The sequence below is a fragment of the Mycoplasma marinum genome (genome assembly GCF_004335975.1).
GTDB classification, from domain to species: Bacteria; Bacillota_I; Bacilli_A; order Mycoplasmatales; family Metamycoplasmataceae; genus Mycoplasma_K; species Mycoplasma_K marinum.
The window spans coordinates 31,686-42,463 of the sequence record NZ_PSZO01000007.1 but is presented as its reverse complement, the minus strand read 5'-3'; the positions used below and the strand labels follow the sequence as shown (position 1 = coordinate 42,463).

The 10,778-nt window shown below is 27.6% G+C and carries 8 protein-coding genes and 1 riboswitch; of the genes, 6 read left to right on the top strand and 2 right to left on the bottom strand.

From position 1 onward, the window contains the following. Positions 1 to 208: 208 nt before the first annotated feature. Entirely contained in the window at positions 209 to 583 is a 375-nt protein-coding gene (locus tag C4B24_RS02070) for a DUF1934 family protein (protein ID WP_131598872.1), read from the bottom strand. After that, positions 576 to 1,970, bottom strand: coding sequence for a glutamate--tRNA ligase (gene gltX / locus C4B24_RS02065; RefSeq protein ID WP_131598870.1), 1,395 nt, complete (start codon positions 1,968 to 1,970; stop codon positions 576 to 578). Before gltX ends, C4B24_RS02070 begins: the two co-directional genes overlap by 8 nt. Before the next feature lie 128 nt (positions 1,971 to 2,098). Next, positions 2,099 to 2,194, top strand: a riboswitch (purine riboswitch). 86 nt (positions 2,195 to 2,280) lie between these two features. Here gltX and C4B24_RS02060 point away from each other — a divergent pair. The 6 genes from C4B24_RS02060 to tilS all read left to right on the top strand — a co-directional run bounded on the left by C4B24_RS02060 (position 2,281) and on the right by tilS (position 10,720). Further along, entirely contained in the window at positions 2,281 to 3,885 is a 1,605-nt protein-coding gene (locus tag C4B24_RS02060) for an NCS2 family permease (protein WP_131598868.1), read from the top strand. Positions 3,886 to 4,299: 414 nt separating this feature from the next. Continuing rightward, on the top strand, positions 4,300 to 5,829 hold the full coding sequence (gene guaA / locus C4B24_RS02055; RefSeq protein WP_131598866.1) for a glutamine-hydrolyzing GMP synthase: 1,530 nt from the start codon (positions 4,300 to 4,302) through the stop codon (positions 5,827 to 5,829). A gap of 109 nt (positions 5,830 to 5,938) precedes the next feature. Continuing rightward, complete coding sequence (locus tag C4B24_RS02050) at positions 5,939 to 7,591, top strand: ATP-binding cassette domain-containing protein (RefSeq protein WP_131598864.1); 1,653 nt, start codon at positions 5,939 to 5,941, stop codon at positions 7,589 to 7,591. After that, positions 7,569 to 9,170 (top strand): ATP-binding cassette domain-containing protein, encoded by a 1,602-nt coding sequence (locus C4B24_RS02045; protein ID WP_131598862.1) that lies wholly within the window; start codon positions 7,569 to 7,571, stop codon positions 9,168 to 9,170. Before C4B24_RS02050 ends, C4B24_RS02045 begins: the two co-directional genes overlap by 23 nt. 132 nt (positions 9,171 to 9,302) lie before the next feature. Then, positions 9,303 to 9,857: an aminoacyl-tRNA hydrolase gene (gene pth / locus C4B24_RS02040; RefSeq protein WP_131598860.1), complete on the top strand. Its 555-nt coding sequence runs from the start codon at positions 9,303 to 9,305 to the stop codon at positions 9,855 to 9,857. A gap of 2 nt (positions 9,858 to 9,859) precedes the next feature. Continuing rightward, the gene (tilS, locus tag C4B24_RS02035) at positions 9,860 to 10,720 is read left to right on the top strand and encodes a tRNA lysidine(34) synthetase TilS (protein ID WP_131598858.1); all 861 of its coding nucleotides are present in this window, start codon (positions 9,860 to 9,862) and stop codon (positions 10,718 to 10,720) included. Positions 10,721 to 10,778: the final 58 nt, after the last annotated feature.

Here is a 10,778-nt window from a genome sequence, read left to right as displayed (position 1 = left end):
TTTTCGTTATGCTCTTTTTTCATGTTAAGATAAAATTACAACATAGGAAGTAGTGAGATTTCATGAAAACTAAGTTTACACAAAATTTGCTACTCTACCGTCATAGACATAAATCCGAGTCTTGCACATTTATTTCATTATTAATTAATGTCATGAGTCATATTTTTTTGAATTTTTTATAAAAAAACAACCTTATTAGGTTGTATGATTAGCTAATTTCTAAAATAATTTCATAATTCCCTACAATATCTTCTTGGTTAGCAAGTGAATATTGTATTTTTACATTATCTTCATTAATAGTTAATGCAGACATATGTGAGTTTAGCAATAGTATTCCATGTGGTGTTTGATATTGAATTGCAACTGTTTTATTAAGTTCAAGATTAATTGAACTTGGACCAGCAAAGATATTTACAGCAGTTTCTGAAACTTCAATTTTATTCATTACATTCATATTTGGTTCTTTAAATTCATATGTAGTAAATTCTTGATAAGTATCAATTGTTACAGCAGCATCAAAAGAAATTTGTTGTGTTTCTCCTGCTTGAGAAATATTTGAAGTAAATTTAATTTTTTTAGACATTTGATAGTCTCTTTTCAATTAATTCTTTACCGAATAAATAAATAGCTTTTGCAAGTTCCGGACCATGTTCTTGGTAAGTTGTTTCAAGTCTAATAGGCATGAATAATGATTTACCTTTTGCACCTGTAATTTCTTTAGTTGTATTAATTGCAGCTTGAATGCCTTCTATTGAGAATTCATTTTTAGATAGTTCAGATTTAAATGTTGATATAACTTCTGAATTTTCAGCATCCCTAACATCTGTATTTTTATAAATTTTAAGTGCATTAACTAAATCTTGTGTAGTTGCCGCATTTTGTTTATAAGTTTCAGCAAATAGTTCTAATCATTCTTGTTCAAAACCGTTTGTGCTTGTCATTTGTTTCATTTTTTCTACCACAACAGAATTAATTTCTTGTTTGAAGTATTGTTTTGAAAATCAATCCATTTTTTTAACATCAAATTTTGAAGGTGATTTTGAAAGTCTTTCAGGCAAGAATTTTTCAACTAATTGATCATGTGAATTCATTTCAGAAGTATCTTTAGCTGTTCATCCAAGTAGTGCTAGAAAGTTAAAGATGGCTTTTGGATTATAACCTTCATTTTTATAATCTTCAATAAATTGTTTTGTTGATAAGTCACGTTTTGAAAGTTTCTTACCTTCCATATTTGTGATAATTGTTAGATGTCCAAATGTAGGTGCTTCTCAACCCATTAAATCATAAATTGCAAGTTGTTTTGGTGTATTAGTTGTATGCTCTTCACCTCTTAATACGTGAGAGATTTCCATATCATGATCATCAACAACAACCGCGAAGTTATAAGTTGGATAACCGTCTTGTTTTCTAATTACATAATCCCCTATGTCTTTAGTATTAACTGACACTTTACCTCTAACAATATCTTTTCATGAGTATCATTTATCTTTTGGTAAAGCAATTCTAACCGAGTATTCCCCAGCTTTATCTCTTCTTGAAGTTTCTTCATCGTTAAGATTTAGTCATTCTCTATCATATCTAAATGAGAAGTTACCATTTTTTTCTTGTTCTGCTCTTTGTAGATTAAGTTCTTCTGATGAATCATATGCTTTATAAGCATGTCCCTTTTCTAATAATTCATCAATTATTTTATTGTATCTGTCTAATTTTTCTGATTGTCTATATGGCCCATATTCTGATTTTGGATTTCTTGGTGAATCGTCAGGAACAATTCCTAGTCAAGCTAAGTTATCTAGTTGAGATTGTTCTCCGCCTTCAACATTTCTTTTAACATCTGTATCTTCTATTCTCAAAGCGAATTCTCCGTCGAAATGTTTTGCAAATAGGTAAGAAAATAATGCTGTTCTTGCTCCTCCGATATGTAGGAATCCAGTAGGTGATGGTGCGTATCTTGTTCTTATTTTTTTCATAGTTTCAATTTTATCACATAATAGGGTCTGCTAATATGTGAAACAAAAAACAACTTGATAAATAATATTTCATTTCTTAGTGCTATCTATTTCTAATCTTTATTACTTATTATAATTTACATAATTTTGTATAATTAATTTGACATCTTTATATAAGTATCTAATTGGTGATACGTTTCTACTAAAAGCCTTAACTTTTAACTATAAAGAAAGCCAAGATTTGTATCTTACTTTTTTTATTATTAACATGGCATTATGCTTTGTTTTTTATTTTTAGAGATGTTAAAAAATTTGTTTGAAAGGAAAAAAAATGAAAAATATTTCCAATACGGAAAATGGTGATAAAAACTTTATCACAAAATACTTTAAATTTAGCTCCAGGCAAGCTACATTTAAGAAAGAAATCATTGGAGGTTTAGTAACGTTTTTAGCAATGGCATACATTCTTGCAGTTCAACCTTCAATGATGTCAACAGTTAATATTGCTAAGCCGGGATCAATGCCTATTGGTGGAGTATTTTTGGCAACTGTTATTTCCGCTTTTGTGGCAACTATTACTATGGGAATTCTTGCTAATGTTCCAATTTCATTAGCACCAGGAATGGGAGCAAATGCTTTCTTTGTATTTACTGTTTGTTTAATATTAAAAATAGATCCATATGATGCAATGGCAGCAGTTCTTGTATCTGGTTGAATGTATTTTATTATAGCAATCACACCAGCAAGAAAATATATATCAAAGGCAATGCCTAAAAACTTAAAAATCGCAATTGGGGCAGCTATTGGGTTATTTTTAGCTTTTATTGGATTGCAAGATTCAGGGATTGTACAATCAGACGCAATTGCTGCTCCTTGATTGAAAAGTGGCGTAACTTCAGCAACAGCAGTAAAATTAGGTGATTTTAAGAATCCATTAATTATTGTTTCTATAGTTATTTTATTATTAATGTTCATACTTCATTTCTTGAAAATTAAAGGTGGAATTATTATTGCTATGGGTACTGGAGTTGTGATAATGTCTATACTTTGGGCAGCAGGTATAAAAGATTTTGCGCCAGCATTTAAAATGAATAAATATAGTGATGAATTTAAGGGGTTTTCTCAAATTGCGGGTAAAGGGTGAACACATCTTGGGACTATGTTTAAAAATCCTTTATCTTATATAGCTATATTTGTATTTCTGTATACTGACTTCTTTGATACAACGGGTACTCTTTTTGTAATTGGTGAATCTGCAAAAATCAATGAAAGAGAAGGAGAAAAATGAATGACAAAAGCTAATTGAGCTGATGCAATTGGAACAATAACTGGTGCCACAATCGGTGCTTCTACTGTTACTTCATACATAGAATCAACAGCAGGTGTTACTTCAGGAGCTAGAACTGGATTTGCTTCAGTAGTTACAGGTTCATTATTCTTATTGTCAATTGCACTTTGACCAATAATGAATCCACTAATGCCAATTGCAAATTCACATATTCATGCAGCAACTAATACTGTTAATCCAGCAACTATAATGCCTATAACAGCTCCTGCTTTAATCCTTGTTGGATCATTAATGATGATGCAACTTAAAGAGTTTAACTGAAAAGAAATGATTGATGTTCCTGCACTATTTATTACTTTGGTTATTACAATGCTGAGTTATTCAATTACAGCGGGTATTGCAGCAGGTGTTACTATTTTTGTAATTCTTAATTTCTTTGCAGGACTTAAACAATACATAAATGAAAAAAGAGGTAAACCTCAATTTATAGTTGGTGATGAAACCGAAATTGTTTCAAGCGGCATTAAGGAAAAAAATGAAATTGAACAGAACACCTTATATTGAGAAAGGTTAAATATCCCAATGTTGATAATGTTTGTAATGGCGTTGACATACTTTGGAACTACAGTCCTATATCTTTATAAATAAAATTTAAAGCGAATTACTTATTTTAAAATTTAAGTAAGTCACTTTTTAAATCTAAATATTAAAAAGATAAATGAAAAAGCTTTCATACAATTAAATAGAAAAACATGTGATTAAGACAACATTATCAAACTAACTTTGAATGAAGGGTTTAAATATAATTCCTTTAAACAAATATTTGAAGCTTAAAAATGAGTTGATGATAGAAGTTACTCAAAATAACATAAGGACTATAAAATTATTTACACAACCCCAAAAATAGAATATTTTTTAATTTAAGCTTATGATTTAAAGCTTATTTATATCGTAAGAATATTTATATGTTTTGTTTTTAATGTTATTTTTATTGGTAATAAGATTTTAAAAGATTTATTAATCTATAATTAAAATAATAATATAAATATTTAAGGAGATAAAATGAATAAAGTATTAGTTGTAGATTTTGGTTCGCAGTATTGTAAATTAATAGCAAGAAGAGTTAGAGATCTTGGTGTATATTCAGAAATTATTTCACCCTTTTCACCTAATATTATCGAGATTGCTAAAAAGTTTGATGTAATTATTCTTTCTGGGGGACCTTCATCGGTATTTGAAGAAAATTCTTTGAGTATTGATAAAGAGATTTTTGAGATTGGAAAACCTATTTTGGGTACTTGTTATGGAATGCAACTTATTCACCACTTACTTGGTGGTAAAGTTGAAACGTTAAAAGATGGTGAATATGGAAAGGTCTCTTTAACTAAAACTATGGACCATCCAATGTTAAAAAATATTGAACAAGTGTCTAACGTTTGAATGTCGCATTTTGATACTGTAACAGAAGTTGCTCCTGGGTTTAAAGTTATTGCAAAAACTGATTTATGTAATGCAATGACTATAAATGATGAAAAGAAAATTTATACATATCAATTCCACGCTGAAGTTACTCACACAGAATTTGGTAAAGAAATGATAGCTAATTTCTTATTTGAAATCGCTAAACTAAAACCTACATGAAAAGTTGAAAATTTAGTTAAAAATAAGATTGAAGAAATAAAGAAAATCGTGGGTGATAAAAAAGTTATTCTTGGTTTATCTGGAGGAGTAGATTCATCAGTAGTTGCTATGTTATTGCATAAAGCTATTGGTAAACAATTAACTTGTATTTTTGTGAATCATGGTTTGCTTAGAAAAAATGAAGTAGAAGAAGTTCAAAAATTATTTGGTTCAGCTTATGATATGAACTTAGTAACTATTGATGCCAAAGACAAATTTTATAGCGCTTTAAAGAATGTGTCTGATCCAGAAACTAAGCGTAAAATAATAGGTAAATTATTTGTTGATGTTTTTACCGAGGCAAAAGCAACTCATTCTGATGCTTATTTTTTAGCACAAGGAACAATATATCCTGATTTAATTGAATCTTCAGGTATTAATGGAACAGCTAAAGTTATTAAATCTCATCATAATGTTGGGGGATTGCCTGATGAATTGGAATTTAAAATTCTTGAACCTCTAAATGATTTATTCAAGGATGAGGTTAGGAAACTTGGTTTAAAACTTGGACTTCCTAAAAATCTAATAATGAGACATCCTTTCCCAGGCCCTGGTCTTGCAATTAGAATTATTGGTTCAGTTGATGCTGAAAAAGTAAGAATCTTACAAGAGGTAGATAATATATTTATTTCCAACTTAAGGGAAGCAGGATTGTATGATCAAGTTTCACAAGCATTTGCAGTTCTTACACCAATAAAAACAGTTGGTGTACAAGGTGATGAACGTACATATGCCTATACAGCAGCTCTTAGATCAGTGGATACTGTTGATTTTATGACTGCAACATTCTCACAATTACCTTATGAATTTATTGTAAAGGTTTCATCAGAAATTACAAACAAAGTTAAAGATGTTAATAGAGTAGTTTATGATATAACTTCAAAACCACCTTCAACAATAGAATGAGAATAAAATAAATACTACAAATACTTATTTACGAAAGTATTTTTTTATGCTAAAAAATACTATCAAAATTTAATAGTTAGATAACTATATAATTAAATAGAGAAAAGAGGATAATATGTCCAAAATATCTGCTGAAGATAAACTTAAATTAGCCAATAAGAAAATTAAAATTGAAAAAGAAAAAAATGAATATTCTAAAATTAAAAAAACTTTGCCTAAAATTCCTGTTTTTAAATCAATTATATTTTTCTTATCATTTTCATATGTTGCAATAATGACGGTTGTTACAATATATTTCACAACATTTGTATTTAGAGCATTAATTGATAAAAATTATAATAAGTTTATGATGTGGTTTTTAATTAATTTAGGTGTCACAACATCTTTTTTAATTATCAAATATGTATCTGAGTATTTCCTAGAGAAGGAATGTTCAATTTTAAAGACAAAGTTAAGAAGATATATTTTTAAATCATATTCTTGTGAAGAGGGACAAAGAAAAATAAGTGAAGCTCCTGGATCATTTAAATCCATAACAATTGATAGTGTTGACAAATATGTTGATAATACTATTAGACACAAGTACTCCTTAATGCAAAATTTATTAAGGATGTTTATTGGCGGATTTTTGATATTTTATATCTCATGAATTATCGGCCTTGCTGCATTAGGTCTTTGTATTTTTGTTATTTTTTCTATGGGGTTTATATCACCCTTCCTTTCTAAAGGTCAAAAAGAAATAGAGGGTAATATTAATAAATTGGAAGATGAAATATCAAGCAATTTGTCATTGCATTCAGTTTTCTATTTAAATAACTCGAGCAATGTAGTTGTAGGATTTTTAAAAAGAAAATTTGCATGGATTGAAAAGAAAATTGTTAGATTTATTTCAAAAGCAATGCTTTCTCAAACTCCTTCTATAATAATGGGTATTTTCGTAGAATTTGGTTTAATTGTAATTGCATGTATTCTTGTTATAAACGGAAAAATTTCAAAGGAATCATTGGTAGCAATTGGAATGGTAACAACTTTATTTACAGGATCTGTATTTCAATTAACTGAAAATATGCAAGATGTTTTACAATATGCAAAATTATTCCATTTCTTTGTTCCAACAATTGAACAGCCTATTGTTCTCAAATATATTAAAGACATTAATCAAATTAGCATCAAAAATTACAACATAGCCTTTGAGGGTAAAAAATTATTTGAAGATAATATTAATTTGCAACTATTTAAGGGAAAAAAATATGTGATAGTTGGTGATTCTGGTTCTGGTAAAAGTACTTTAATAAATTCAATTTTGGGTAAACAAAATACATATGAGGGAACAATTGAAATAAGTAACAATAATTCAAAAGAACTTTCATCCAAAACTATAATAAACAATATAGGAATATTAAATTCAGAACCATATGTTTTTAATGCAACTTTATTTGAAAATATTGCATTATTTGATAAAAGTGCCAACATTGAAGATATCAAAAACATTTTAAAAGCAATTAAATTTAACGACTTAGAATTGGATAAGAAAATTGATATTACTTCTATTTCAGAAGGGCAAAAACAAAAAATTAATTTTGCAAGAATAGTATTGAAAAACCCTGGTTGGATTATTTCTGATGAAGGTTTTTCAAATATTGATAGAGTTTCAAGAGGGTATATAATGGATTATCTATCAAAAGTTTATGATGGGGGTTTGATAAATATTACTCACCACTTAAGTAAAAAAGAAGAGGTGATTTATGATTCAAAAATCTCACTATAAAAAAAGGGTTACGATTAAGTTGCTAAAGGAAATGCCAACAATCTCATTTTTTGCTATTTTGGCAAACATATTTTCTGCTGTTGCAATGGGTATAACTCCATATTTTGTTTCCAAAACTGTAAATTATGCGATTAATAATAATGCAACTTTAACAGAAAAATGAATAGGGTATACATTTATACTTATGGCTATTATGGTAGTCCTTGTAGTCTTTGAAGCTGTTATTAAAAATATATATAGTATAAGAGTAGAAAGAATTTTACGGAATAATTATTCTGAAAATGTATTTCTAAATAATATCTCTGATTTTAAAAAAATTGGTAAGGGAGCACATTGAGATAATCTAACTGAAACTGCGAATTCAATTTCAGATAACTACTTTGCAAACTACTTATTATTTATAAAATCCATTTCAACTATAATTGCATCCTTTGTTGCGATTGCATTGTTAAACTTCTATATAGCATTAATATTAGCTTTTATTTGTATTTTGTCAAAAATAATTCTTGTTGTTTTTGATAAAAAATTAAGAGTTAAAACGAAAGCTAAAGCAGATATGAGAAAAAAATATAATGAAGATTTAAATGATTTAACATTAGGTATTGAAACACTATTTTGGAATGACAATATAGAAGCTTTGGGTGAAAAAATAGGTGAAGCAAATTCAAATGTTCAAAAAACTAGTATTTCCTTTTTTAAAACAGAACAAATATTTAAATATGTTAATGCTTTGATTGCTGCAATTGTTGAGACAACATTGTTGGTTTCAATTTCAATATTTGTATTTAAAATTAACTACTCAGTTGTAACATTATTTTTAGGTATTTTTATGTCGCTTGAAATTTTTCAAGGTGAACTAAATAATTTGGTTGCATCTTTTGTTGCGGCAAGACAAACAAAACCTCTTAGAGATAACCCAGATTATTGTAAAAATAAACATGCTAAAAAAGAAGTGTTATCACCTTGGTTTGAAAAAGAAATTAAAGTACAAAAACTTGATTTTTCTTATAATGATAAGGAAATATTTAAGGATTTATCTTTCAATATTAATAAGGGTGAAAAGATAGCTATTACAGGTAAAAGTGGTTCTGGTAAAAGTACATTACTAAACTTAATATTAAATCAAATTAAACCCAATGGTGGTTCAATATTAATTGATGGGAATAAAATTGAGACAATTGAGGAACAAAAGTATTTAAGTAATATATCTTATGCAAATAATCACAACTTGATAATCAATGAAACGTTTGATGAAAATATGTCTCTGTTTGGTAACGCTACTTATAAACTTAAGGATCTTAAAGAAAAATTTAACCTTAATTTTATAAAAAATAAAAGTGATAGATTAGATAAAAATGCACTTTCTACAGGGCAACAACAAAGAGTGAATTTAGCTCGAGTTTGAATTAATAAAAAATCTATATTAATTCTTGATGAATGTTTTGGTAATTTGGATAAAAAGAATGCTGATTCAATTCTTAAAAATATACTAGAAGACAAAGACGTAACGATTATTATGATTTCTCACCATTTAACTGTTACCCAGACAAAGATGTTTAATAAAGTTATTGAATTATAAGCAATTAATATATCATGAATAAGTTGACTAATGTGTTGATTTATTTTTTTTATTTAATTATTTATCATTATATTTAGAACATATTTTTAATAAAAATATTTATTTTAAAAAACTAAAAGTTATAATTGAATTATGAAATTAATAGTAGGACTTGGTAATCCAGGTCAAGAATATAAAAATACAAGGCACAATGTTGGTTTTGATGCGGTTGAAGAACTCGCAAGATTACTTGATGTTGAACTTAATAAAGAAAAATTTAATGCTCATTTTGCAAAAGTGGATGATGTTATTATAGCTAAACCTCAAACATTTATGAATCTATCGGGAGACGCAGTTCAATCTATCATGCGTTTTTATAAAATAGAACCAGAAGATTTATTAGTTATTTATGATGATATGGATCATGGAGTTGGCAAGGTTGCAATTAAAACAACTGGTTCAGCAGGGGGACAAAATGGTGTTAAAAGCATTATTGCTAATGCAGGAACTCAAAATTTTGCAAGGATTAAAATAGGTATTGGTAGAGGTAATGATACAGTGAAACATGTATTGGGTAATTTTTCAAAAGAAGATAGAAAATCTATCGATAAGGTTATAGCGCATGCAGCAAAAGCTGCCAAGTTATTTATGAGTAAAGATATTAACACAGTGATGAATAAATATAATATTAAAGGTAAGCAGGTTTAATTATGAAATTATTAGCAATTTCCGGAGGACCAGACTCAATGGTTCTATTACACAAAAATAGAAATAAAAAAGTTGTTGTTGCACATGTCAATTACAATGCAAGACCAGATTCAAATAATGATGAGAATATTGTAAGAGAATTCTGTAAAGAAAATAATATTGAAATCAAAGTTTTATCATTAAAGGGAAAACCAAAAACTAATTTTCAAGCTTGAGCAAGAGAAGTTAGATATGACTTTTTTAAAGAAGTATATGATGAATTTGAGTGCAACGAATTACTAGTGGCTCATCATAAAGATGATTTTCTTGAAACTGCACTTATGCAAAAAGAAAGTGGAAGAGAACCGAAATATTTCGGTATTAAAAAGGTTAATTACCTAAAAGGAATGAAAATTACAAGACCATTTATTGATAAATATTGAAAAAAAGACCTTTTGGAATTATGCAAAATTTGAAATATACCTTATGCTATAGATTCTTCAAATTCTGAACCAGTTTATACAAGGAATAAGTTACGTATTGAATTAAGTAAATTATCATTAAAAGCCAAAAAACAAAGGCTTTCTTGATTTAAGATGTCTAATAAAATTTTAGTTAAAAAGAATAGAAAAGTACAATTTAATTGCTTTTTATGGGCTAAAAATAGTTTTTCAGTAAAATCATTTCGTATTTTACATTTTAAAGAAGAAGTAATATTTGAATTTTTACATGAGTTTGGAACTGATATTAAAGTCACAAAAGATAAAATAAATTCAATAATAGACTTTATAACTTCTAAAAATGGTAAGGCTGAATATAAAATTTCTAGTGATGAATATATTAAAAAAGAGAATGGAATTATATCAATTATTAGTAAAAAATAGCACTCTATATGGTTGAGTGCTATTTTAAATAACTTATATGTGATACAATTAAAAAGAT